Origin of the sequence: Providencia sp. PROV073 (genome assembly GCF_033688125.1) — a bacterium.
In the GTDB taxonomy this organism is placed as follows: domain Bacteria; phylum Pseudomonadota; class Gammaproteobacteria; order Enterobacterales; family Enterobacteriaceae; genus Providencia; species Providencia hangzhouensis.
In genome coordinates this window covers 670164-694291 of sequence record NZ_CP096353.1, presented here as the reverse complement: position 1 = coordinate 694291, position 24128 = coordinate 670164, and the positions used below count along the sequence as shown (strand labels likewise).

The 24128-nt window shown below is 41.5% G+C and carries 21 protein-coding genes and 1 tRNA gene; 5 read left to right on the top strand and 17 right to left on the bottom strand.

All coding sequences use genetic code 11. The features are described from left to right. Positions 1-420: 420 nt before the first annotated feature. The 9 genes from deoB to M1F17_RS02915 form a co-directional block, all read right to left on the bottom strand. A complete protein-coding gene (gene deoB, locus M1F17_RS02955) occupies positions 421-1644 on the bottom strand; it encodes a phosphopentomutase (RefSeq protein ID WP_004905728.1) in 1224 nt (407 codons plus the stop codon). Positions 1645-1696: 52 nt separating this feature from the next. After that, positions 1697-3019 (bottom strand): thymidine phosphorylase, encoded by a 1323-nt coding sequence (gene deoA / locus M1F17_RS02950; protein WP_144141064.1) that lies wholly within the window; start codon positions 3017-3019, stop codon positions 1697-1699. A 48-nt stretch (positions 3020-3067) separates the two neighbouring features. After that, the gene (gene deoC, locus M1F17_RS02945; protein WP_094962728.1) at positions 3068-3847 is read right to left on the bottom strand and encodes a deoxyribose-phosphate aldolase; all 780 of its coding nucleotides are present in this window, start codon (positions 3845-3847) and stop codon (positions 3068-3070) included. Positions 3848-4321: 474 nt separating this feature from the next. Beyond that, complete coding sequence (locus M1F17_RS02940) at positions 4322-5605, bottom strand: NupC/NupG family nucleoside CNT transporter (RefSeq protein WP_172412291.1); 1284 nt, start codon at positions 5603-5605, stop codon at positions 4322-4324. A 305-nt stretch (positions 5606-5910) separates the two neighbouring features. Beyond that, entirely contained in the window at positions 5911-6696 is a 786-nt protein-coding gene (locus M1F17_RS02935; protein WP_036958567.1) for a TatD family hydrolase, read from the bottom strand. Continuing rightward, a complete protein-coding gene (locus M1F17_RS02930) occupies positions 6689-7786 on the bottom strand; it encodes a patatin family protein (RefSeq protein ID WP_318837225.1) in 1098 nt (365 codons plus the stop codon). Before M1F17_RS02930 ends, M1F17_RS02935 begins: the two co-directional genes overlap by 8 nt. Before the next feature lie 132 nt (positions 7787-7918). Further along, positions 7919-8329 carry a BON domain-containing protein gene (locus tag M1F17_RS02925; RefSeq protein ID WP_004905738.1) on the bottom strand — a complete coding sequence of 137 codons (411 nt, stop codon included), beginning with the start codon at positions 8327-8329 and terminating at the stop codon, positions 7919-7921. A 191-nt stretch (positions 8330-8520) separates the two neighbouring features. After that, entirely contained in the window at positions 8521-10110 is a 1590-nt protein-coding gene (prfC, locus tag M1F17_RS02920; RefSeq protein WP_094962725.1) for a peptide chain release factor 3, read from the bottom strand. Positions 10111-10323: 213 nt separating this feature from the next. Further along, positions 10324-11388, bottom strand: coding sequence for a tartrate dehydrogenase (locus M1F17_RS02915; RefSeq protein ID WP_094962724.1), 1065 nt, complete (start codon positions 11386-11388; stop codon positions 10324-10326). A gap of 102 nt (positions 11389-11490) precedes the next feature. On the opposite strand from M1F17_RS02915, the gene M1F17_RS02910 reads away from it, so the two are divergent. Then, a complete protein-coding gene (locus M1F17_RS02910) occupies positions 11491-12405 on the top strand; it encodes a LysR substrate-binding domain-containing protein (RefSeq protein ID WP_094962723.1) in 915 nt (304 codons plus the stop codon). A 34-nt stretch (positions 12406-12439) separates the two neighbouring features. Further along, positions 12440-13345, top strand: coding sequence for a helix-turn-helix domain-containing protein (locus tag M1F17_RS02905; RefSeq protein WP_004905746.1), 906 nt, complete (start codon positions 12440-12442; stop codon positions 13343-13345). 45 nt (positions 13346-13390) lie between these two features. On the opposite strand, the gene M1F17_RS02900 is transcribed toward M1F17_RS02905, so the two are convergent. The 3 genes from M1F17_RS02900 to M1F17_RS02890 are packed head-to-tail and all read right to left on the bottom strand — an operon-like array spanning position 13391 to position 16976. Beyond that, complete coding sequence (locus M1F17_RS02900) at positions 13391-14344, bottom strand: PDR/VanB family oxidoreductase (RefSeq protein WP_036958568.1); 954 nt, start codon at positions 14342-14344, stop codon at positions 13391-13393. Between the two features lie 16 nt (positions 14345-14360). Next, the gene (locus M1F17_RS02895; protein WP_136134492.1) at positions 14361-15809 is read right to left on the bottom strand and encodes an NAD-dependent succinate-semialdehyde dehydrogenase; all 1449 of its coding nucleotides are present in this window, start codon (positions 15807-15809) and stop codon (positions 14361-14363) included. Positions 15810-15848: 39 nt separating this feature from the next. After that, entirely contained in the window at positions 15849-16976 is a 1128-nt protein-coding gene (locus M1F17_RS02890; protein WP_164454965.1) for an aromatic ring-hydroxylating oxygenase subunit alpha, read from the bottom strand. A gap of 319 nt (positions 16977-17295) precedes the next feature. On the opposite strand from M1F17_RS02890, the gene M1F17_RS02885 reads away from it, so the two are divergent. Beyond that, positions 17296-18855 (top strand): BCCT family transporter, encoded by a 1560-nt coding sequence (locus M1F17_RS02885; protein ID WP_197739541.1) that lies wholly within the window; start codon positions 17296-17298, stop codon positions 18853-18855. An 87-nt stretch (positions 18856-18942) separates the two neighbouring features. Here the strand turns inward: M1F17_RS02885 and rimI are convergent, their stop codons facing one another. Both rimI and M1F17_RS02875 read right to left on the bottom strand, forming a co-directional pair. Continuing rightward, a complete protein-coding gene (rimI, locus tag M1F17_RS02880; RefSeq protein WP_004905758.1) occupies positions 18943-19395 on the bottom strand; it encodes a ribosomal protein S18-alanine N-acetyltransferase in 453 nt (150 codons plus the stop codon). Beyond that, positions 19364-19774 (bottom strand): DNA polymerase III subunit psi, encoded by a 411-nt coding sequence (locus M1F17_RS02875; RefSeq protein ID WP_036958569.1) that lies wholly within the window; start codon positions 19772-19774, stop codon positions 19364-19366. Before M1F17_RS02875 ends, rimI begins: the two co-directional genes overlap by 32 nt. Positions 19775-19908: 134 nt before the next feature. Between M1F17_RS02875 and rsmC the strand changes: the two genes are divergently transcribed. Both rsmC and M1F17_RS02865 read left to right on the top strand, forming a co-directional pair. Then, positions 19909-20922, top strand: coding sequence for a 16S rRNA (guanine(1207)-N(2))-methyltransferase RsmC (rsmC, locus tag M1F17_RS02870; protein WP_144141068.1), 1014 nt, complete (start codon positions 19909-19911; stop codon positions 20920-20922). A gap of 195 nt (positions 20923-21117) precedes the next feature. Next, a tRNA-Leu gene (locus M1F17_RS02865) sits at positions 21118-21203 on the top strand. Positions 21204-21397: 194 nt separating this feature from the next. On the opposite strand, the gene M1F17_RS02860 is transcribed toward M1F17_RS02865, so the two are convergent. The 3 genes from M1F17_RS02860 to phoA all read right to left on the bottom strand — a co-directional run bounded on the left by M1F17_RS02860 (position 21398) and on the right by phoA (position 23947). Continuing rightward, complete coding sequence (locus tag M1F17_RS02860; RefSeq protein WP_004905763.1) at positions 21398-21652, bottom strand: DUF1435 family protein; 255 nt, start codon at positions 21650-21652, stop codon at positions 21398-21400. 117 nt (positions 21653-21769) lie between these two features. Continuing rightward, positions 21770-22300, bottom strand: a complete 531-nt coding sequence (locus M1F17_RS02855; RefSeq protein ID WP_036958570.1) for a GNAT family N-acetyltransferase — start codon at positions 22298-22300, stop codon at positions 21770-21772. 207 nt (positions 22301-22507) lie between these two features. Beyond that, positions 22508-23947, bottom strand: a complete 1440-nt coding sequence (gene phoA / locus M1F17_RS02850) for an alkaline phosphatase (RefSeq protein ID WP_272674255.1) — start codon at positions 23945-23947, stop codon at positions 22508-22510. Positions 23948-24128 lie beyond the last annotated feature (181 nt).

Here is a 24128-nt window from a genome sequence, read left to right as displayed (position 1 = left end):
CTAGGCGGCAAGCAAAACCATCCCTATGAGCATACATCAGTATGTGATTAGGGTAGTTTTGTGCAGCCAACACCACTCTACAACTTAAAGTATGACGACAAAGCTTTGCCCATTACCTTTAATTCCCCGCCATTACCCTAAATAATTTGAGTTGTAGCAAGGCGGCAAGCAAAACCATCCCTATGAGCATACACAAGTATGTGATTAGGGTGGTTTTGTGCAGCCAACACCGCTCTACAACTTAAAGTATGACGACAAAGCTTTGCCCATTACCTTTAATTCCCCGCCATTACCCTAAATAATTTGAGTTGTAGCTAGGCGGCAAAGAAAATCATCCCTATGAGCATACATCAGTATGTGATTAGGGGGATTTTATGCAGCCAACACCGCTACAGCTCAAAGTATGACGGGTAATGGGTGTTAGAGCATTGGTTTACCATAATCCATCGGCGACAAATCAAAGTATTTCGCGACAGTCTGGCCAATATCTGCGAAAGTTTCACGGTGACCTAATGAACCTGGTTTCACTTTTGGACCATAAATCAACACTGGGATGTGCTCACGGGTATGGTCTGTACCTGGCCAGGTTGGGTCACAACCGTGGTCTGCCGTTAAAATTAGAATGTCGTCTTCTTTAACTAATTTCATTAGTTCAGGTAAACGGCGGTCAAATAATTCTAATGCCGCAGCATAACCTGCCACATCACGGCGGTGGCCATATGCAGAGTCAAAGTCCACAAAGTTAGTGAAAACGATAGTGTTGTCACCTGCCAGTTTCATTTCTTCTACCGTTGCATCGAATAGCGCATCGATACCAGTGGCTTTAATTTTCTTGGTGATACCGACATGAGCGTAAATATCCGCAATTTTACCGATAGAAACAACTTCACCTTGTTTTTCATCAACTAATTTTTTCAATACGGTTGGTGCTGGTGGCTCTACCGCTAAATCATGACGGTTACCTGTACGTGTGAAGTTACCCGCTTTGTCGCCAACAAATGGACGCGCGATAACACGGCCAATGTTATAACCACCTTTGGTTAACTCTTCACGCGCAATTTCACACAGCTCATACAGTTTATCTAAGCCGTAAGTTTCTTCGTGACACGCAATTTGGAATACGGAGTCAGCAGAGGTATAGAAAATAGGTTTCCCGGTTTTCATATGCTCTTCACCCAGTTGATCCAAAATAACCGTACCTGATGAGTGGCAGTTACCTAAGTAACCCGGTAAATTCGCTTTCTCAACTAACGTATCCAGTAACTCTTGAGGGAAACTATTTTCTTCATCAGAAAAATATCCCCAATCGAATAACACAGGAACACCTGCGATTTCCCAGTGGCCTGATGGCGTATCTTTGCCTGAAGAAATTTCGCTCGCATAACCATACGCACCAATAATTTCTGCATTAGGGTCAAGACCTGCAGGGAATGAACCGCTTGATTCTTCTCCTGCTTTACCTAAACCTAATTTTGTTAAATTAGGTAAATGCAGAGGCCCTTTACGACCAATATCCGCTTCGCCACGGGCGCAAGCATCTGCGATGTGACCCAATGTATTGGAACCTTCATCACCAAATTTATGTGCATCATGTGCTGCACCGATCCCAAAGGAATCCAAAACCATAATAAATGTGCGTTTCATATTTTTCTCCTGCGGTATTTTTAAAACGATATACCACTAAAATCTATTTGTATTACTCGCTGATTTGGCGATAAACCATTGGTGTTGTTTCAGGAGATTTGTCTCCAATCACCATCGCTTCACGCACTTCTTTCGCCGCTTCTTCCCACGCTTTTTCACTATTTGCATGGATAATTGCCAGTGGCGTTTGGGTATCCACTTTGGCGCCTAACGCAGCGATATCACTCAAACCAACGCTATAATCAATTGGGTCTGTCGCTTTACGGCGACCACCGCCTAACGTCACTACGGACATTCCCAGCGCACGTGTATCCATTTGCGTGATAATGCCATCTTTTGGTGCATAAACGGCTTTGCTCAGTACCGCAGTCGGCAGGTATTTGTTGTAATTTTCAACAAAATCAGCAGGCCCTTTTTGAGCTGCTACCATACGGCCAAACACTTCTGCCGCTTTACCATTGTCTAATACTGCCTGTAATTTTTGGCGTGCTTCTTCGCGGTTTGCTGCTAATGAACCAGATACCAGCATTTCTACACATAACGCCATGGTGACTTCATAAAGACGTGGGTTACGGTATTCACCCGTTAAGAATTGAACCGCTTCACGAACTTCAACTGCGTTACCTGCGCTGGAAGCTAGCACTTCATTCATGTCAGTCAATAATGCCGTAGTTTTACAACCCGCCCCATTAGCGACCTTCACAATTGACTCAGCCAACTCTTCTGACTTCTCATAAGTTGGCATAAATGCGCCTGAGCCGACTTTAACGTCCATCACCAGAGCATCAAGGCCTTCAGCCAATTTTTTACCTAAGATTGAAGCGGTAATTAGCGGAATTGAATCCACTGTCGCTGTAATATCACGGGTCGCATAGAAACGTTTATCGGCAGGTGCTAATGAATTAGTTTGCCCAATAATTGCCACCCCGACATCTTTGATAATGTCGCGGAAACGAAGGTCATCCGGGAAGATATCGAAATTAGGGATCGCTTCAAGCTTGTCTAGTGTTCCACCAGTATGGCCTAAACCACGGCCTGAGATCATCGGTACATAACCGCCACAAGCAGCGACCATAGGGCCAAGCATCAGTGAAGTCACATCACCCACGCCGCCAGTTGAGTGTTTATCAACTAATGGGCCATTGAGGTTGAGTGATTTCCAGTTCAGAACCGTACCTGAATCACGCATTGCTAACGTTAATGCAACGCGCTCAGGCATGGTCATATCATTAAAATAGATAGTCATTGCCAATGCAGCAATTTGACCTTCTGAAACTGAGTTATCGCGAACACCATTGATAAAGAAACGAATTTCTTCTTCGCTTAATGGCTTACCATCACGTTTTTTACGGATAATTTCTTGTGCCAGAAACACAATATTCTCCTTTAAAGTCGAATTTATCGGCTAACAATATTGCGAAAATTAATAACTGCTGCTTGATTTTTTAACGTCAAAACCTAGCGTATTTAATAAATTTGCTAATAGGCTAGAAGCACCAAAACGGAAGTGGCGGCTATCTGCCCAATTGTCACCTAAAATTCGTCCCGCTAACGCTAAGTATTCTGCTGCTTCTTCTGCGGTACGTACACCACCAGCAGGTTTAAAGCCGACTGTTTTTTCAACGCCCATATCACGGATGACTTGCATCATGATTTCCGCGCTTTCTAATGTTGCATTAACAGGTACTTTACCTGTCGAGGTTTTAATAAAATCAGCGCCCGCTTTAATTGAAATTTCAGAAGCCTTACGGATTAGTGCTGCATCTTTTAACTCACCTGTCTCAATGATTACTTTCAGCAACACATTCGCAGCCGCACAAGCGTCTTTACAGGCTTTCACTAAATCAAAACCAATTTGTTCATTACCGGCAATCAGCGCACGATAAGGGAAAACAACATCAACTTCATCCGCACCGTAAGCAATTGCTGCTTTGGTTTCAGCTAATGCGATATCAATATCATCGTTACCGTGTGGGAAATTCGTAACCGTTGCAATACGCACATCTGGAGTGCCTTGCTCACGTAATGTTTTACGTGCAATGGGAATAAAACGAGGGTAAATACAGATTGCAGCGGTATTGCCTGCTGGGCTTTTCGCCTGATGACACAGTGCGATGACTTTCGCATCAGTATCGTCATCATTTAAAGTGGTTAAATCCATAAGTGACAGCGCGCGTTGTGCGGCCGCTTTTAAATCAGTCATATAACTCTCCAACGTTGTTAATTCTTCAGAACGACACGTTCTTTGTTGGCGAGCGGGCTTGGTTCCTTAAAGATGCTAGTCGGATTCTTTCCGAACTGAGCAGCTGAGATCCTTCTCACCGCATCATGCCCTAGAGTCCTAGACTCTGAGAACTAGCAGTTCCATAGCAGCTTACTAATGCCTATTTGACCATGGAATGATGCCATTTTATGTGCTACAAATCACATTAATCGACTGAATGTTACATTATTAAAATAAAAAATGTGATATAGATCAAATTATACCATCTATCGCCACCAATTCTTCTCTCAAATGGCTTTTTCAATATTTTCTTTATCATTAATTGACTAAGTTAAGAATAGTTGAAAATTTACGATTAATATAAAAAGTCATAAAAAAATATAACGAATCAAAATGGAAACGGAAGGATTATTCCCCTTCCGTTTAATTGGATTAGCTGATAGCAAATATAAATTAAATTACGGCTGCTGCGCCTAACGTCAAGAAAAAGCCAGCAATGGTTGCACTCATTAAGTTAGACAGGGTACCAGCCATAACCGCTTTCATACCTAAACGAGCGACATCACCACGGCGATTTGGCGCCATTCCGCCTAAACCACCGAGTAAGATAGCGACGGATGAAAGGTTAGCAAAACCACATAATGCAAACGAAATAATCGCTTTAGTATGGTCGGAAAGCACTTGTTTACCTGCCGCCAGTACTTCAGCATCCGCTTTCATGTATTCACCGAAGTTCATGAATGCGACAAACTCATTCACAACAACTTTTTGGCCGATAAAAGAACCGGCAATTGTCGCTTCACTCCACGGCACACCAATCAAGTATGCGATTGGGGCAAATAGCCAACCTAATAATAATTCCAGTGATAATTGTGGATAATCAAACCAGCCACCAATACCACCTAAGATGCCATTGATCAATGCAATCAAAGCGATAAAGGCCAATAACATTGCCCCTACGTTCAGCGCCAGTTGCATCCCTGATGATGCCCCAGAAGCGGCCGCATCAATGATATTGGCAGGGCGTTCATCTTCAGCGACTAAATCTGTCGCATCAACCCTATCTTTTACATCTTCTGTTTCTGGAACCATCAGTTTGGCGAATAATAAACCACCTGGAGCGGCCATAAAGGAGGCAGCAATCAGGTATTCCATTGGTACACCCATTTGGGCGTAGCCGGCCAAAACTGAACCTGCTACAGAAGCTAAACCACCACACATAATGGCAAATAGCTCTGATGTCGTCATTGTTGCAATATAAGGGCGAACAACCAATGGTGCTTCCGTTTGCCCAACAAAGATATTTGCTGTTGCAGATAACGATTCTGTTCTTGAGGTTCCCAATATTTTTTGCAGACCACCACCAAGAACTTTAATCACTAACTGCATGATCCCTAAATAATAAAGGACAGCAATTAATGATGAGAAGAAAACAATAATTGGTAAAACGCGGAAAGCGAAAATAAAGCCACCGCCACCAAACAGTTCAAACATTTTATCGGAAACAAGGCCGCCAAAGATGAAGCTCATCCCATCTTGACCATATCCAATAACTTTAGAAACCGCGTCAGACATCCCTTGGAGCACACTACGCCCCGCTGGAACATAAAGAACAAATGCACCAATGGCTAATTGAATTAAAAATGCGCCGCCAACTGTGCGTAGTCTAATTGCTCGGCGATTGCTGGAAAATAGAATAGCTATCGCGATAAGTACCGCCATTCCGATAATACTCATAATGAGCTGCATGGAAGGATCCCTGTTCACTTTATTTTAGGTTGATATATAAGGAAACGTGTAAGTCACCTTGACTCTTAATTTGATGATTATACCTAGTCATCACCAATAACCCGCAATACTCATCACAAATACATACTGCAATAAACAACAAAAATTCACATAATGTGACAAAAGTCACAAAATCCATTCAGTTTAATCTGGAAAGGCACTAAAGTCCCAATTAAGCACAATAAAAACCGAATAGATTTTAATAGCCAATTAGTGAAATTATATAAATATTATTTATGATTCTGTATGCGGTTTTACTTGGTGAGATTAAATAACGACAAACTATTGTTGTAAAGTTGTTGGGCTATTTCTGCAGGGGATTCGTGGCGAAGCTCACATAATGAACGAAAAACCCACTCAATACGTTCAGGACGATTTGGTTCGCCTTGAAAACCTGAAACTGGCATATCAGGGGCATCCGTTTCGAATAATAATGAAGTCAAAGGGAGTTGCGACATCACATGGCGAGTTTTATTCGCTCTGTCATAAGTAATTGTGCCACCAACACCAATATAATAGCCAAGTTTAACAAAGGCTTGGGCTTGAGATAGACTGCCGGCAAAACCATGCACAACGCCACGAGCTGGGACATCAAAACGACGTAGCATCGCAGCTAATGGGTCATGGCTTTTACGTGAATGTAAAATAACTGGTAAATCAAACTGTTTCGCTAACTTTAATTGTGCGGACAACACCACTTGCTGGCGCTCAAATTGCGGGTTTTGCATATAGAGGTCAAGCCCAATCTCCCCTATCGCCACACACTTTTTATTCTTTTTAGCTAGATAATCAGTCAATATATCAATATGTTGCTCTTGAAACTGACTCAAGTATAACGGATGAAACCCCATAGCGGCATGCAACTGCGGGTACTGCTGTGCCAGTTGCCAAACTCGTGCAAAATTATCCATACTCACTGTAGGAATGATAATATCACTCACCCCACTTTGTTGAGCAAGCTGCAAACTTTCAGTGAAGGAATCACTAAAAGGTGGGAAATCAAAATGGCAATGAGTATCAATAAATTGACGTTTAGCCATCACGATTTTCATTTGCGGATATTGCGGCCAAAGGCATTGAGGTAACAGGCTCCACCGCCAATTCAGGAATGAGCTCATTCGGTACTTGTGGCTCAAGCTGAATATCTAATGGGTTAGACTCAATTTTCTGTGCCAAAGTATGGCTAAAGCGATTTGTGTTGTGGTCAAAGGCATCACCCAGTGCTGCAATAAAATAGCGACCACACCGGCGCCCCGTATGGTAATCTTGATTAAGCGAAGATACCTTACTACCCAGCGCACTACTTTTCAGTGGAACAGGTGGATAAATCTCAAAGACCTGTACATCTTTTGGTGGGTTTTCAATAAATTCTTGTGTTCTACGGTAGCTTTTCAGATGAACTTTTAGCATCGCGGCCATACGTTGTAGGCCATTTTTATCCCCTTCCAGCCACCGAGTCATTCTTTTCACCCATTCAGGGGTAAAATACATTTGGGAAGGAACGGTACGGATCACCACAATAGTCTCTGCACCGCGGCGGTATGCCTCTTCAACTGGGATAGCAGCACTAATGCCACCATCTTGGTAAAGCGTGCCATCAAATTCGACACCTTCACGATAAAAGCCCGGAATAGCGCTGGATGCACGAATAATATCGAGCCAGTTGTCTGCGTCAGGCTTTAGAAAAGCAGCGGAAAAATCATCACTGCGGCTTGCTCCCATATAGAATTCACGGCCTGAATTTAATAAATCGAGCCCTGCTTGTATACGTAATGGGAATTCTTTTGCTGTGGTGTCGACGAGCCAATCTAAATCAATCAGATGGCCGCCGCGGATAAAGCGCAGTGGATTGAAAAATGCCGAATTAGTCGTATAACGCGTGATCACACGGCGAGCATAACCTGCTTGCCCACAAATATACGCAGAAAGATTTTGAGCCCCAGCTGAAGTGCCTATCATCAGGTCAAAAGGGTTGAAATCAGAAATAAGAAACTCATCCAGTACACCCGCAGTAAAAATCCCTCGTTGACCACCACCTTCACAAATCAGAGCAGTTTTTCCCGAGTTGATATTATCAAAGAATGCAAGCGGCTCAATCGTGCCGAGTGTAACTGAAACGTGTTTTCCCATAATGCCTCTGAATGACAGAAGTTCACTTTAAATAGCTCAAAAACAGAATGAGCTTCCCTTTGAAAGCCCATTCTATCCGCATTGTACAATAAATATTCAGCAATATGAGCTATTGAGACATTTATTTACTGATTAGTTAGCGATGACTAAACCATTTTGTACTGATTTTACCCCATTAACTTGCGATGCCACTTGGGTAATTTTATCAATTTGATCGGCTGATTTAACAAAGCCTGATAAGTAAACAACACCATTGACTGTTTTTACTGATACGCTGTTACTCGAAATACCTTTCGTACCCAGTAATTTTCCTTTTACATCCGCCGTAATCGCGGAGTCATCAATGTAGTCACCGGTGTTTTTAGCGCCACTCGAAATGGCATTCCCAGTATCTTTACCTGCCATTTCAACGGTCTTAGATGCACTGTCCCAGGTTTCTGAGGCTTGTTTTTTCAAAGCGCTATCTGATGATGAGCTACAAGCCGCGAGCGCCCAGCTCAACCCAATAACTCCTAACAAACTCAATAGTTTTGCTTTTTTCATAAAAACCTTCCTTTCACTGCAATGGACAACGAATAATATAGCCTAAGTAAAAAAACATAAAAAATAAAGAGAAAGGTGATAAAGACAGAATATTCTTGATGATAAGCATAAAAAAACAGGGAAAGTTGCTTTAAATGAAGTTCGAAATAAGATGACCCACTAACTATGCTAGTCGTGGGTCATAAACACAATTAGTGTTCGCGTGTTTTGCGGAATTTAACGTCAGGGTAACGTTCACTAGTCAGGTTCAAATTCACCATAGTCGGTGCGATATAAGACAAGTTGTCGCCACCATCAAGGGCTAAGTTTTGCTCATTTTTGCGTTTAAACTCTTCGAATTTCTTCGCATCATCACACTCAACCCAACGCGCAGTAGAAACGTTAACGGCTTCATAAATAGCTTCAACGTTATATTCGCTTTTTAAACGTGAAACCACCACGTCAAACTGCAGCACACCTACCGCACCAACAATTAAATCATTGTTAGTTAACGGGCGGAACACCTGTACTGCACCCTCTTCAGATAACTGAACGAGGCCTTTTAACAGTTGTTTTTGTTTTAGCGGATCACGTAAGCGAATACGGCGGAATAATTCAGGGGCAAAGTTAGGAATACCCGTAAATTTGAGCTCTTCACCTTGTGTGAAGGTATCACCGATTTGAATCGTACCATGGTTATGTAACCCAATGATGTCCCCTGCATAGGCGTTTTCGACCTGAGAGCGATCCCCCGCCATAAAGGTTAAAGCATCAGAAATGACCACGTCTTTTTTGATACGCACTTGGCGTAGTTTCATGCCTTTTTCATAAGTACCTGAAACAATACGCATAAACGCAACACGATCACGGTGTTTCGGGTCCATATTTGCTTGGATTTTAAATACGAAACCAGTGAACTTTTCTTCTGTCGCATTAACTTGGCGTAAATCTGTTTGGCGCGGTTGTGGCTGAGGAGCCCATTCCACTAGGCCATCTAGCATATGGTCAACACCAAAGTTACCTAACGCTGTTCCGAAAAAGACAGGGGTTAATTCACCCTGCAAGAATGCGTCATGGTCAAATTCATGAGATGCCCCTTGAACCAATTCCAGCTCATCACGTAACTGTGCCGCTAATTCATCACCTACGGCAGCATCAAGATCTGGGTTATTCAGCCCTTTAATTATACGGACTTCTTGAATAGTGTGACCTTGGCCTGTTTGGTATAGGATTGTTTCATCACGTAATAAATGATAAACACCCTTGAATAATTTACCACAACCAATAGGCCATGTGATTGGACAACAAGCAATTTTCAGCTCATTTTCCACTTCATCCATTAATTCCATTGGGTCACGAATATCACGGTCCAACTTATTCATGAAAGTTAAGATTGGAGTGTCACGTAGACGAGTGACTTCCATCAGTTTACGTGTCCGGTCTTCAACCCCTTTACCCGAGTCAATGACCATCAAGCAGCAGTCAACTGCCGTTAATGTACGATAAGTATCTTCAGAGAAGTCTTCGTGACCTGGGGTATCCAATAAGTTAACAAGACAATCATTATAAGGAAACTGCATAACAGAGGTGGTAATCGAAATACCACGCTGCTTTTCCATTTCCATCCAGTCAGATTTAGCGTGTTGGTTAGAGCCACGGCCTTTTACCGTACCAGCACGTTGAATAGCGTGCCCAAACAATAACACTTTTTCGGTTATTGTGGTTTTACCCGCATCGGGGTGGGATATGATAGCAAACGTTCTGCGTGTGCTAACTTCATGGAGAAAGTTCTGATCTGTCATTTAACCGTTCTTTTCGTTTATATACAGATTTGTATAAGCATTCGAAGAGGCTCAATGTGGCTCTTGGCGTCGCAAATCCGTCTTGTTAATCAAAATTGGCGGATATTTTCGCAGATCTTGGGGGTATTAACAATCAAAGCATCGAGGAACAGGCAAAACAGTCCCTCGATGGCTCACTAAATTGACTCAATAAACACCGTCTTTATGCATCAACTAAGCACTAACCAAACGGGCTATTTCATCCCCTAACGCCTGCGTACTGGCATCGCCGCCCATATCACGAGTCAAATGTTGGCGCTGTTTAATCGCTGTTTCTACTGCGGACATAATCGAATCATGCATTTCAGGACATCCCAAATGCTGCATCATCATGGCGGCTGCCCAAATTGTACCAATCGGGTTGGCAATATTTTGCCCTGCGATATCAGGTGCTGACCCATGAACCGGCTCAAACATCGATGGGAATTGTTTTTCTGGGTTAATATTGGCCGAGGGTGCAATCGCAATAGTTCCCGTACAAGCAGGCCCTAAATCAGACAAAATATCGCCAAATAGATTTGACCCTACAATCACATCGTAGAACTCTGGCATTCTCACTAAGTTTGCAGCAAAGATATCAATATGAAATTGGTCAACTTTGATATCTGGGTATTGCTTCGCCATTTCGGCTACACGGCTATCCCAATAAGGCATTGAATGAAATAGCCCATTGGATTTCGTCGCTGAACTTAAATGTTTTTTCTCACGTGACTGCGCCAAATCGAAAGCATATTTTAAGATACGGTCGGTACCTTTACGGGTAAAAACGCTTTGTTGCAGTACCATTTCTTCATCCGTACCTTCGTACTGAATACCGCCAATCGCAGAGTATTCCCCCTCAACGTTTTCACGCACGACATAAAAATCAATATCTCCCGGTTTTTTGTCTGCTAATGGGCATTTAATGCCATCAAATAAACGAACAGGACGCAAATTAACATATTGGTTGAAAGCACGACGGATAGGTAATAACAGCCCCCATAACGAAATATGATCAGGAACACCAGGGAACCCTACCGCACCGAGAAAAATCGCATCAAATTTCTTTAATTGTTCTAAACCATCTTCAGGCATCATACGCCCTGTACGGTGATAGGTTTCACACGACCAATCAAAATGGGTAAAGTTAAGTTTTACATTGTGTTTATTGGCTGCCGCTGCTAATACTTTTAATCCTTCAGGGATCACTTCGGTACCAATACCATCACCAGGAATAACCGCTATGTTAAATTGTGACATTGTGAAAACCTCTGATAAATGAATTATGTCTGTTTGTTCTCCAGTTTAGGGGTTGCTGTGATAAAGTATAGATATGAAGTGTAATCCTTAGGTTTACAAACTATGAACAAGCTTCCTTCATTAGAGGATATCCGCGTTTTTGTCACAGTTGCCCGTTTGATGAGTTTCTCTCAAGCCGCATCACAGCTGTTGGTATCCCCAGCTTATGTTTCTAAACGCATTAAGTTGCTAGAAGAAAATTTAGGACAAACTTTATTTTTTAGAACGGCTCGCTCAATTAAGCTGACTCACGAAGGGCAAATTATTTTACGTAGCAGTGAAGTGATGCTAGCTGAACTGGAACAGATGCAACAACAACTGAACGCCTGTCGCGAAGAGATCCGCGGCAATCTACGTATCAGTTGTAGCACAGGGTTTGGCAGTACTTATATTAACCCGTTTATACTCACACTCCGGGGGAGTTATCCTTTATTAGGTATTGATCTCACTTTGACCGATAAGTCTGTCGATATTATTAGTGAAAACATTGACGTTGATATCTGTATTGGCGGTACGATAGCTGAGCAATTTATTGCTAGGCGAATTGCACGGAACCAACGTATTCTGTGCGCTTCTCCAACCTACTTAACAACACACGGCTACCCAAAATACCCACAAGAACTGGAACAAAAGCACTTTTGTATTGCGATTAAAGAACGTAACCAAGCCCCCGCGGTATGGAAGCTTGAACATCAGCAAGAAAGTATGACGGTCACTCCCAATAGCAAATTAACCGTCAATAATGGTGAAGTCGCCAAGCAATGGTGCTTAAGTGGTGAAGGGATCCTATTGCGCTCCCAATGGAGTGTGCAGCCTGAGTTACAGTCAGGCCAATTAGTACGAGTGTTACCGCAATGGCATCAAACTGCAGATGTTTATGCTGTATATTCGAGAAGTCTCCGAACGAGTGCTAATCTTAGAGTCTTTATCGAAAATCTAGAGCAATACCTTGCTACTCACTTATCACATGGTTTTTAGTTAACTCCATAAGTTATAAGGTAAACATGAATTGATGACAGAAACAGAGACATTCAAAGAACGTTTGTTGAAATTGCTAAAACAGAAAAAAATGAGTCAATTAAAAGCCGCTGAAGCCCTTGGTGTTTCCCGAACGGCGGTTAACAAATGGACGAAAGGCGGCATGATTGATGAAGATAATCTTGAAAAGCTCGCCACGTTATTGGATGTCGACAAGATATGGTTGAAATACGGTGAGTATACCAATAACCAAGTCACTGTTAGCAATTCAGGCGTCATGCGCAACATCAACGAAGTCCATCTTCAAGAATCCGCAGATATCGTGACCTGGGAGTGGGACTTATTAACTGGGGAATTGAACTACTCGGACAACGTTGAAGCCGTTTATGGTATCAAAATCACCAGTAATGAAGATTTCTGGGCTTTAATGAGCCATGACTCCAAAGAAAAATTAGTTAATGGATATTCTAAAATTATTCGTGAAGGCGGTGCCCATGAAATGGATTTTAAAATTAACTGGGAAGGCGATTACCGTTGGATCACATCCCGAGCAACAGGAGTCAGAGGCCCTAATGGCAAAGTGACAAAGCTGGTTGGGATCAGTTTAGACAACACCGAACGTAAAAATACCGAACTACGCCTACGTAAAATCAAATGCTATTTTGATGTATTATTATCTCATTTCAATCACTTAGTCGTATTTACAGATAAAGCAGGCGAAATATTAGCCAGCAACTTACACAATCAATCGACTGAAATAGATTACCTTGAACTACAACGTTTATTATATCAATTAGTGATCAACCATAAGCCATGGTTAGATGAAGTATTTCGTACAGGGCGTGGTCAAATCGTATTTCAAGACAAGCAAATTACGGCTTATCAACACTTTAATGATGAAAAACAGCCTTTTTTAATGTTTGAATTAAAAGATATTTAAAACAGGTATTTTGCCCCACTTATGGCCTAAGCGGGGCAACTTTGATTATAAATCAAGGACTAATCGTTTAGATTTAGCTCGTGAAACGCACAACATCATCGTTTTCTGCTCAGCTTTTTCATCATCATCAAGGTAGTGGTCACGATGATCAGCTTCTCCCTCAAGTATTGCCGTTTCGCAAGTTCCACAAACCCCATTACGGCATAAACATTCCACGTTAATGCGCTTATCTGCTTCGATTACCTGCAAAATAGACTCATCTTTACCGACTTCTAAACTAAAGCCTGAGCGTTGGAAATAGACTTCAAATGAGTCCCCTTCGCTGGCAACTTCGCCAAAATTTTCAAAATGAACCTGTGATTCACCCAAGTGCTGATGACCCTTTTCAATCACCTCATTAATTAATGATTGAGGGCCACATACATACAGATGGCTATTACTTCCTTGTGCTTTAACTAACTGTTCGACAGACATTCGCTGCCCTTGGCTACCGTCATAAAGAAATAAACGCGAGCCAATACGCTGTTGTAAATGTTCAAGAAATGCCGCCGTTGTACTATCACGAAAACAGTAATGAAGTTCAAAATCCATTCCATTTTCTTCTAATTCATAGAGATAAGAGAGAAATGGCGTGATCCCAATCCCACCGGCGATCAAAATATGCTTACATTGGTTATCCGGTGCTAACGAGAAAAAATTCTGTGCTGGGGACAGATACAAGCTATCCCCTGGCGATAGCTGCTCATGCATAAATGCAGAACCGCCTTTCGAGTTTTCATCACGCAAGACAGAAATACAATAACTGCCACACTGCTGCGGGTCGCTGATTAACGAATATGCACGTTGTAAACCAGCCTGCTCGCCCATATGAACGGTAATGTGACTGCCTGCGCTAAAAGGCATTAGCGCGCCCTCTTGTGCAACAAACTCGAACATTTTAATATTTGGGCTAATTTGCTCAATTCGACTGACATTGACTGCAATTTTTTGTTGGTTCATCACAGTGCCCCTCTCATCATTCAATATCTAAACACAGATACTTAGTACTTAAATAATCCTCAATACCATATCGAGAGCCTTCTTTTCCTAAACCTGATTGTTTCACTCCACCAAAGGGAGCAACTTCATTAGAAATTAAGCCTGTATTGATACCGACCATGCCACTTTGTAGTTTTTCAGCTACACGATATACACGACTCACATCACGAGAAAAGAAATAAGCCGCTAAGCCATAAATCGTATTATTGGCGCGAGTAATCACTTCATTTTCATCACTAAAACGAATCAATGTTGCAATGGGACCAAAAATTTCCTCATGAACAATCTTCATTGAGTCATCAACATCAACAAGGACTTTTGGATTAAAGAAATTGCCATACTCCGCTACTTCATTACCTAAGGTTAATTGGCGTGCACCTCTCGCTAATGCATCCTGCAACAACTCATTCATACCATCAATGGCACGTGTCGTTATCATAGGCCCAATATCAGTTCCTGCTTTAAGGCCATTACCGACTTGCAATTTAACGACTTCTGCAATGAACTTGGTCTGAAATTCATCGAAAATAGTATCTTGAATATAAAAACGGTTCACACAAACACAGGTTTGCCCACCATTGCGAAATTTGGCTTGAACCGCACTTTTTACCGCTTTATCGATATCAGCATCATCAAAAACAATAAAAGGCGCATTTCCTCCCAGTTCGAGTGATGTTTTCTTAATCGTCGATGCACACTGCTCAGACAGAACTCGGCCAACTTGCGTTGAACCGGTGAACGAAAATTTACTGATAAGCTCATGTTTAGTTAGACGTTCGCCTAGAATGCGAGAGTCCCCAGTAATGACGTTAAATATTCCAGCAGGAATGCCCGCTTCATCTGCTAACTGTGCTAAGGCAAGCGCCGTAAAAGGCGTTTCTGTTGCAGGCTTAATGATGATACTACAACCTGCGGCCAGTGCTGGTGCTGCTTTACGGGTGATCATCGCTGCGGGGAAATTCCACGGAGTAATCGCACTACACACACCGATCGGTTGTTTAATCGTTGAAATGCGGTTACTTCCCACTGTTTGCGGGATGGTTTCCCCATAAACACGTTTCCCCTCTTCCGCAAACCATTCAATAAAGGAAGCTGCGTAGCGAACTTCACCTTTTGCCTCATTCAGTGGCTTACCTTGCTCGAGCGTCATTAAACGCCCAAGATCATCAACATGGGCTTCAATCAGCTCAAACCAGCGGCGTAGAATGATAGAACGCGCTTTAGCAGTCAGCTTACTCCAACCTTCCATTGCAGAATGGGCATATTCAATAGCCTCATCCACTTGTGTTGCAGACAGGCTGGGGATCGTTCCCAGCACAGATTGGTCAAAAGGATTAGTCACAGGGATTTTTTTATCTGAATCAACCCATTGCCCATTGATGTAACATGACTGACGAAATAGTGCAGGGTGAGTTAAATGATGCATTTGTGACTTCTCCTTTTATTTTTATAATAAATAACGTGATTACTCAGTGTGCGCACCAGCGACGATTTTATGGAAATGGGCAACGCCGTGCTCGCTGATCCCGCTACGTTGCCTATCTGCCATAATGCGGCCTTGGCCACGATAACCCCGTGAGTGTAATCCTTTTTGTACGCTTTCTACCAAGCGCAGATCTTCTGGGCGGAATACGGTGCGATACCATTCCACTAAGTTTTTCTGATATTCAGTCAGTTCTTCATTGAGGAAATAAATATCATAGTGCTGCAAGGTTTCCCCTGCGTTCACTGGAAACTCATAAATTACCGTCATGAAATCCCCGCCTGGAGGCATATTGAACATGGTGCTTGGCCAAATCCAAAAACCAAAGAAACGTGGGTCTAAAACAGATTCATCAAACTGATAGGAGGATTCAGAGGGTTTTGCCTTGCCAATTTGAACAGTCCAATTATCCAATAATTGGTGTTCGTATACGTTGACATCCACGGAACTGGCGAAACTCACATGATTGGTTGGGCAGTGATAACATTCAATATAGTTATCAACGATAGTTTTCCAATTAGCAGGAGTATGGCTAACAAAACGCGCTGCCAATTTTAAATCGCTAATGACTCCACAAGCTTCTTGCATTTTTTCGGCTAAGCCAGGAAGTTGCTCTTCAATAGGCTGAGGCTCACCTACAGTCATATTTACATAGATAAACCCTGCATGTTCAATAACATGGAAGCTACTTAATGACATTGCATCGGCTTCAAAATTATTCACATTTTCACAATTAGTCGCATGTGCTAATTGGCCATCTAGCTTGAATGCCCACGCGTGGTAAGGGCAAGTAATCACATTTTTGACTTTGCCACTTTCACCGCTGATCAACTGGTGTCCACGGTGTGGACATACATTATAAAAACCACGTAATACATCATCACGACCACGAACAATCACAAGGCTTTCGCCAATGAGCTCACGAGTGATATAGGAATTTTTTTCTTTTACTTCACTAACATGAGCGACACAAACCCATGAATTAGCAAATATTTTTTCTTTTTCATACTCAAAAACATCATTAGACGTGTAATAACGCGCAGGGATTGTCCATGCGTTATCAATATCAAGGTGATCATTAATCGAAATGACTTTAGCTGCATTGCTCATAATTGCCCTCACTTATGTAAACTTATAGTTAACATCTTTTTTAGGAATGTTAATGCAGATCGCATTAATGATCAAATGAAATATTGATAATTTTTTAACCAAAAACGATTAAATTAATAATAACAATCAGTTAAACCAATCACCCTTAACTCACATGTTAATAATTGGTTAATTTCTTGTTGACTGCACAATCTTTGCATGGCTATTCTTTGTAAACCAAAAGTAGCATCTAATAAAAAAGTATCCTTAAAACACAACGAGTATTCCCTGCAAGCCAACTCTCATAAAAGAAAAATAAGTGAGCAACTGGAGAAGAGGTATGATGAATAACAAAAAATCCGTATTTTACGTGTCGCTAGCTTTTAGCCTAGCGTTAATCAGTTTTGGTGCATTTATTCCTGATAAGCTGGAAGCTTTTTCAAATTCCGCCTTAAGTTTTATCTATAACAATCTAGGTTGGTTTATTCTAGGTTCCGTTTTTATCTTTTTCAGCTTCTGTATGTTTCTTGGTTTTTCCAAATTTGGTCACATACGCCTTGGCGATGATAATGACAAACCGGAATACCGTACAGTCACTTGGATTGCGATGTTATTCAGTGCCTCAATTGGTATAAGTTTGATGTTCTGGGGGGTAGCAGAGCCTGTTTCCTATTATATCAGCCCGCCGATTGGCCAAGGTTCAACAGAACAGTCTGCTAAAGCAGCCATGCAATATGTCTATCTGCATTGGGGGGTTTCTGCATGGGCCTGTTATGCGCTTGTCGGTGTAGCTTTAGGCTATTTCCAATTTAGAAAAAAACTACCATCTTCACTCAGCTCTGTTTTCTATCCATTGATTGGGGATCGGATCTACGGCTCTGTCGGGAAATGGATCAATATATTGGTGATGTTATCCGTCGTCATTGGTATCGCCACATCATTAGGCTTTGGTACACTACAAGTTAACAGTGGTATGAATTACTTATGGGGATTGCCCATTAGTATTTATGTACAAATTGGTTTGATTGCTATTATTACTGTTGTTTATATTGCTTCGACGATTTCCGGGTTACAAGGGGCAATAAAACACCTATCAAACTTAAATATCATACTTGCTCTCGGATTAATGGCATTTATCTTTCTATCTGGCCCAACCCAAACTATCTTAAAAGTTTTATTCCAAGGTATTGGTGATTACGTCCAAAATTTTGTCAGTATGTCATTTCGTACTGAACCCTATAATGACGGTACTTGGATTGCTAACTGGACACTGTTTTACTTTGGTTGGTGGATAGCATGGGCACCGTTAGTTGGCAGCTTTGTGGCTCGTATTTCAAAAGGAAGAACAATCAAAGAATTTATGATTGGCGCAGTATTTATTCCTGTATTAAGTGCTTTTGCATGGTTTGCAGTTATGGGCGGTTCTGCCATCCATTTAATTCAAAACTTAGGGCAAACCGCACTAGCAGATGCTGTAAAAAACGATGTCACATCTGCACTGTTTAAGTTCTTAGATTATTTCCCTGCATCGACATTTATTAGTGTCTTAGCTATTGCCTTGGTACTGATTTTCTTTATCACATCAGCTAACTCGGCGGTATTTGTACTGGGAATGGTCAGTGAAAATGGGAACCCAAATCCGTCTCATGTCACTAAAACCATTTGGGGTGTCATTATTGCAGCAATCGCGATCGTACTAATTATGACCGGCGGATTATCTGGTTTGCAATCTGCACTGGTCGCCATGGCTGTACCGTTATCCATCATGATGCTAATTATGTGTTATTCCACATATAAAGGCCTCAATGAAGAAGTTAACGCACAAGCTGCAGCAAAAAAAGAGTTAAAAGATAATATCCAACTAATTAATAAACCTATTCTTCCTGAAATTGAAAAATAGTCGTCCATAAAAGCACAAAACCCCAATATGTTATGACACATATTGGGGTTTTAATTATATTAATAATAAATTATTCGTTACTTAAATTTATTCATCAGAAAATAGAGTCAAAGCAAGTACTAAAGCATCTTCTCGGCCTTTTTTAGCAGGGTAGTAATCTTTACGTACCGTCACTTGGTGAAAACCTAGCTTATCGTATAGATGCAAAGCAGATGCATTTGATTCCCTCACTTCTAGCCATAACGTGAGAATGCCTTTCTTTACAAGTTCTTCGATAAGCTGTTCTATCAACAAGCGGCCATACCCTTTCCCTTGGTAATCAGGGTGTATGGCAATATTAAACAAGGTCGCTTCATCAAGAACACACTGTGTTATTGCATAACCAATAATCTGATTATTAACGGATATTTTTATGTTATGGTACTTTTCCCCTTGGTTCCCATAAAAAACTCGCTCAGTCCATGGAAAATCATGGCTTAACTTCTCAATTAAGTAGGCGGTTGCGAGATCAGATTGCTTTAGTGTTGAAATTTTCATCATATTGATAAATTTGTTTCCATAGTGCCCGTTTAGCGCTATAGCTTGTACTTAGCTCAGACAAAACAGGTGAAGTAAACATGACTTTTGAACCTTCAGGCTGGATTTCATCACCTAATACCCAACATGGTGTTATTATTGGTGTTGGGATTAAACCTAATTGCTCTGAATTGACACAAACCACATCGTCCTGTGCAATATTCATGGAAAGAAAAATATCTTTTAGCAATTGGCTATTTAAATCAAGGTTCTCATCAGTAATAATAATAAGCTTAGTCGACGCTGGGATCCTTACACCACGTTCACCACGTAACACGGCAGGATTTCTCACCATCCATTGAGTGATCCCCATTTGTTCTAAAAGCCTGTCACGTCGTGTCATTTGATTTTCCAGTCGCAATTTTACAACCACATCTTATCAAAGGGGATTAATAGCGCCAACAGAGCAATGCTATTTCTCTTATCTTTGGTAAGATGGTCATCGGTTTTTTTATTATTTTAGGAGATTGACAGAATATGTCATTACTGACACCTGCCAGCGAAGTTATTCAACGCCATCTCGAACATTTTACAGATCGTCATGTCATTTTGGCTGGTGACATTCAGGATGAGCTCGCTGCAACCTTAGAAGCAGCTAGTGTTCGTGTCATCACCAACCAGTATCATCACTGGCAACGCTTACAACCGTTAATGGGCGATATGGCGTTATTCTCTGCCACAACACCCGCGGAATTTATCCAGCCTTGCGATACTCTCATTTATTTTTGGCAAAAAAACAAGCAAGAAGCCTGTTTCCAACTCGATGACCTCTGTACTCACCTCGCTGCGGGTAGCCAAATTTTTATCGTTGGCGAAAACCGTAGTGGTGTTAAAAGCGCCGAATCCATTATGGAAGGGATCGCTAGCTTACAAAAAATTGACTCAGCACGCCGCTGTGGCTTGTACTATGGTGAATTAGAACAACCGACAACCTTTGATATTACTCGCTGGTGGCGTCATTATCAGATTGATAATGTTAGAATTAACGCACTACCAGGGGTATTTAGCCATAATGAGCTTGATATCGGTAGTGATCTACTGTTATCAACGCTAACTGATCCAATGAGCGGCGATCTGCTTGATCTCGCTTGTGGTAATGGGGTGATCGCCGCAGTTCTCGGCTCGCAAAATCCAGAGCTAAAACTCACCTTAAGTGATGTGAGTGCGTCTGCGCTAGATTCCGCTGCATCCACTCTTGAGGCAAACAAACTGGCTGGCGAAATCATCGCAAGTGATGCTTACTCAGATATTAACGATAAATTCGATTGGATTATTTCTAACCCTCCATTCCATGATGGCCTAAACACCAGTTATCGTGCGGTTGAAAATATGATTTACCAAGCCCCTAAATACCTGAAAAAAGGTGGCCATTTGCGGATCGTCGCGAATGCTTTCTTACCGTACCCTGATTTACTCGATAAAGCATTTGGTAGCCATGAAGTACTTGCCAAAACGGGAAAATTCAAAGTTTACCAAGCTGTTAAGCGTTAATTTACTCGCGAATGAATTAAACTAAAGCACAATTTTTCATACGACTTAATGGCGGGTGAACCCTCACCGGCCATTTTTTCATCAATCAAAGATACTACATAAAAAAATTATTGACGTTCGTCGAAATTAGCCTAAAATCCGCACCACATTATTGCTGGTTAAAAGCATTGATGAATCAAAGTTTAGTTAGGTATTGCGAGGGTGGCGGAATTGGTAGACGCGCTAGCTTCAGGTGTTAGTGTCCTTCGGACGTGGGGGTTCAAGTCCCCCCTTTCGCACCACTGGTCAGTCATTTTTTTATAACGTCTTGCCCTTTTGACCTTCTCTGTAATGCTAACGCTGCCTTATCTGACTATTTACTATAAGACAATAGTAAATCATTTGAATAAACCGTTATATTGAATAGCATTCAATTATCAATATCTTTCGATACCACTTTCTTCTGTTCTATTTAATTATTAATTAGATTATAGAGCTACCTTTGTAGTACAAAGGCCATCATAAAACATGCAAGTGAAATCACAGCTGGGATAATCAATAAACGACGAGAACCGCGATTAAATAACATCCCTGCAGTTGCTACCATCATGATAATCATAATGATTTTTAGATTATCTAAGCCCATATTATTGAGTACATAAGCAATGCTCAACAATATCACAGCAAAGACTCCCCAAAGGCCAGCGCCTATACGCTTTAAACCTGTGGTTTTTGATATGCTAGTTGGCATAGTGACCTCAACACTCTTAAATGATAATGATTATCAATCATATCTAGTTTTTAGTAAATTTCAATGCTTTTTTATTTCACCCCCTATAAATTAACACTTATTTTACAAAATAAAAACTTACGAAAATAGATAAATAAAATGAATATCTTCGGGCTCTAATGCAAATAATTCAGGATCAGGTTGTGCAATTAAGGTGCAGCCTAGGTGTTGATAAAAATGCACTGTATTTTCTGAAGGCGTCGCAGAAATATATAAGCCCTTTGCCCCTTTTTGCATCGCCATTTCAGCGCATTGTTGGAATAACATCCCTGCTAAACCTTGGCCACGGTACGAGTGGCTCACATGCAGGAAAGATAATTGCAGTAAATTTTTTTGCTCACCGCGCCACACATTATCTAAACTTGCGGCAGCAATTAACTTGCCCTGCTCAAAAACCCCAAGAAATATCGCCCCTAGGTCGTAACTTTCCAACAAATGAGGGGTATAGGCTTCAGGTTCGCCTTCTGGCCAACCTTTCATATCAAACCGTTGTTTGGATAGCACCAATTCGCCATTTTGATACAGATAAAGGTTTTCAATTAATTCAGTGCGGTCGATAGACCAAACAGATGGGATTTCATCTCGTTGTAGTTCGCGAACTTCTCTCATTATGCCATTCTCATTATTTGTGCCTATGAAGAAGCACATTTATAGTTATCAGATGATTCAATTTCTCAAGATAACGGATAAAAAAAGAAGTGCAAATATTTAGTAAGTTTATTGAGGAACGGTTGAAAAATAAGGAGAAAATATACTAGAAAATAAAAAAATCCCCCGCAACATCCTATTGCGGAGAATTTTCACTACAGGGTTGGTTTATTGCTTCAATCCCATTGCATCGCGCATGGTAAAGAACAAATCAGTTTGGTCAGTTAGACCCATTACATTTGCCGCATGTGGGCCATAAGCCGCCACACGTAACTGAGCACCGGTGTGCTCTTGAGAATCATCTTCTTCAGAGTTACCGTAATTTACCACCATCACAGAGCCGTCTTTAGTAATCAACGCTTGCGTTAAGCCCGTTGATTTTGTTCCTTCTGGAATAATTTGGCTTGAATGTGAATGGTCAGCAGTCACGATAACTAATGTATCACCATGTTTTTTAGCGAAATCTAAGCCGACTTGTACAGCTTGGTCGAGAGCAACAGTTTCACCAATTTGGCCACATGGGTTTGCTTTATGGTCTTGCTTATCGATAGAGGCACTTTCAACCTGCAAAAAGAAACCATTTGGATTGACTTCTAACAGCTCAATCGCTTTTTTCGTCATTTGAGCCAATGTTGGTGCATTAGGGTCTAACTTCGCATTCGGTTTACATTCCAATGGCGCATTGTTGATATTACCGTAGTGAACCGCTTTCGGGCCTTCCCATGCAACGGTCATGTTACCATCATGGAATAAGCCCAGAACGGGTTTATCTTGATTTGCAACTTTGATGCTGTCTAATGACTTAGCATCACGCACAATATTATACCCACGCTCAATCGCCTGTTGCTCCAACGTTTTACCTTTGTAGTCACCCGCCTTTGCTTCTTGTTTGAAGCTCTTAGCGCCACCACCAAGCGTGACATCAGGACGAGTTACCAACAGTTGTTCTGAAATTGAACCACGACCGCCATTTTCTAGCGCGTTAGCCGCACATTTTTCTGTTGTTTCCTCAGGGCCATAACATTTACGCGCACTCACATGCGAAAATTGCGCAGCAGGCGTTGCATCTTGAATCTCGGAAGTTGTGACGTTACCCGTCGCTTTACCATTACGTTTAGCTATCTCAATTAATGTTTCATGGTCATTACCAAATACATCAATCCCTAATGCACCATTGTAGGTTTTCACACCGGAAGACCACGCGGTGGCAGACGCCGCAGAGTCAGTTACATAGTCGGGTTTTTGTGTTTTTTTATCTAACGCATAATGGGTATATTGGCCAGTGATTGGCAGGGCATCAATACCTTTAAAGAACCCTGAAGCGCCTTCTGCATAGTTACGAGCAACAGTAATCTCAGAGTCACCCATACCATCACCAATAAATAAAATCACATTTTTGGCTTGGCCATTGTGAAGTGCGGCTTTCATGATATCAGTTTGCTCTGTCGCTAAACGACGCGCACCACCAAATTTGGTGATATCACCTTGCGCTGCACGATTTTCTGACACCGCATCATTTTTATCAGCCGCGTAGGCAGGGACTGTACTCCCCAAAATTAAAGTACTTACCGTGACAGCTAAAAGGGATTTCATAAAATTACCAGTCATAACTGTTTCCTTGCCAATCAATAATGAAAAGAGAAGATGTATATTTCAAATAATGAAAGGCATGCTAAAGGAGCCAGATGACAGTTGAATGACGCTTTTATGGCGAAATGAAGACGTTAGTCATAAATGTAAAAAAGCAGCTAAATATAAGCTGCTTTTTGTGAATGAGCGTTAGGGCTAT

Bases quoted from the DNA above. Each gene is read 5' to 3' on its own strand.
- deoB (WP_004905728.1), bottom strand. From the start codon at position 1,644: ATGAAACGCACATTTATTATGGTTTTGGATTCCTTTGGGATCGGTGCA.
- deoC (WP_094962728.1), bottom strand. From the start codon at position 3,847: ATGACTGATTTAAAAGCGGCCGCACAACGCGCGCTGTCACTTATGGAT.
- M1F17_RS02940 (WP_172412291.1), bottom strand. From the start codon at position 5,605: ATGAGTATTATCGGAATGGCGGTACTTATCGCGATAGCTATTCTATTT.
- M1F17_RS02935 (WP_036958567.1), bottom strand. From the start codon at position 6,696: ATGGCTAAACGTCAATTTATTGATACTCATTGCCATTTTGATTTCCCA.
- M1F17_RS02930 (WP_318837225.1), bottom strand. From the start codon at position 7,786: ATGGGAAAACACGTTTCAGTTACACTCGGCACGATTGAGCCGCTTGCA.
- M1F17_RS02925 (WP_004905738.1), bottom strand. From the start codon at position 8,329: ATGAAAAAAGCAAAACTATTGAGTTTGTTAGGAGTTATTGGGTTGAGC.
- prfC (WP_094962725.1), bottom strand. From the start codon at position 10,110: ATGACAGATCAGAACTTTCTCCATGAAGTTAGCACACGCAGAACGTTT.
- M1F17_RS02915 (WP_094962724.1), bottom strand. From the start codon at position 11,388: ATGTCACAATTTAACATAGCGGTTATTCCTGGTGATGGTATTGGTACC.
- M1F17_RS02910 (WP_094962723.1), top strand. From the start codon at position 11,491: ATGAACAAGCTTCCTTCATTAGAGGATATCCGCGTTTTTGTCACAGTT.
- M1F17_RS02905 (WP_004905746.1), top strand. From the start codon at position 12,440: ATGACAGAAACAGAGACATTCAAAGAACGTTTGTTGAAATTGCTAAAA.
- M1F17_RS02900 (WP_036958568.1), bottom strand. From the start codon at position 14,344: ATGAACCAACAAAAAATTGCAGTCAATGTCAGTCGAATTGAGCAAATT.
- M1F17_RS02895 (WP_136134492.1), bottom strand. From the start codon at position 15,809: ATGCATCATTTAACTCACCCTGCACTATTTCGTCAGTCATGTTACATC.
- M1F17_RS02890 (WP_164454965.1), bottom strand. From the start codon at position 16,976: ATGAGCAATGCAGCTAAAGTCATTTCGATTAATGATCACCTTGATATT.
- M1F17_RS02885 (WP_197739541.1), top strand. From the start codon at position 17,296: ATGATGAATAACAAAAAATCCGTATTTTACGTGTCGCTAGCTTTTAGC.
- rimI (WP_004905758.1), bottom strand. From the start codon at position 19,395: ATGATGAAAATTTCAACACTAAAGCAATCTGATCTCGCAACCGCCTAC.
- M1F17_RS02875 (WP_036958569.1), bottom strand. From the start codon at position 19,774: ATGACACGACGTGACAGGCTTTTAGAACAAATGGGGATCACTCAATGG.
- rsmC (WP_144141068.1), top strand. From the start codon at position 19,909: ATGTCATTACTGACACCTGCCAGCGAAGTTATTCAACGCCATCTCGAA.
- M1F17_RS02860 (WP_004905763.1), bottom strand. From the start codon at position 21,652: ATGCCAACTAGCATATCAAAAACCACAGGTTTAAAGCGTATAGGCGCT.
- M1F17_RS02855 (WP_036958570.1), bottom strand. From the start codon at position 22,300: ATGAGAGAAGTTCGCGAACTACAACGAGATGAAATCCCATCTGTTTGG.
- phoA (WP_272674255.1), bottom strand. From the start codon at position 23,947: ATGACTGGTAATTTTATGAAATCCCTTTTAGCTGTCACGGTAAGTACT.